The sequence below is a fragment of the Mesorhizobium sp. M7A.F.Ca.CA.004.04.2.1 genome, assembly GCF_004022825.1.
Lineage (GTDB): Bacteria > Pseudomonadota > Alphaproteobacteria > Rhizobiales > Rhizobiaceae > Mesorhizobium.
Genome location: NZ_RZPH01001726.1, coordinates 1 through 534 on the forward strand (window position 1 = coordinate 1; position 534 = coordinate 534).

Consider the following 534-nt stretch of genomic DNA (forward strand, 5'->3'; position numbering starts at 1 on the left):
TTCGACCAGCAAAAGGCGCTGGTGGTCAGCCGCGATCTGATCACACGCTTCGGCGACCAGATCAGCGGCGTCTACGCCAATGACGACACGATGGCCCGCGGCTTCATCGATGCCTGGAAGGAGGCCAACCCCTCCAAGGCCGCACCGCCGATCGTCGGCATCAATGGCCAGAAGGATGCGTTCGAATCGATCCGCACCAATGAAATGTACTCGACCATCGTCCAGTCGCCCGTCGAGGATGGCCGCCTGGCGATCAACACGATGGCCGAGATCATCGACGGCAAGCAGGTCAAGGACCGGCTGCCCATCCCGCTGACCGTCGTCACCAAGGACAACGTCAACGCGGTCGAACCAGCGTTCTGATACAAGGAGGCCGGCCCGGTGTATTCGGGCCGGCCTCCTTTTCTTGCCAGAGAGAGAAATTCTAATAGCGGCGGCAGAATTGGAATAAACTAACTCTACAGAGTTTGTGGAATAAGCAATCTGCACTGGCGATCTGGTTTCCACCCGGACAGGACCACGCCATGCCCACTC

The 534-nt window shown here is 59.0% G+C and carries 1 protein-coding gene; it reads left to right on the forward strand.

Annotated features, from left to right (window positions below; genetic code table 11):
* Positions 1-363, forward strand: a 363-nt coding sequence (locus EN893_RS37235; protein ID WP_164901560.1) for a substrate-binding domain-containing protein, incomplete at its 5' end; no start/stop codon positions are given.
* Between the last annotated feature and the right edge of the window lie 171 nt (positions 364-534).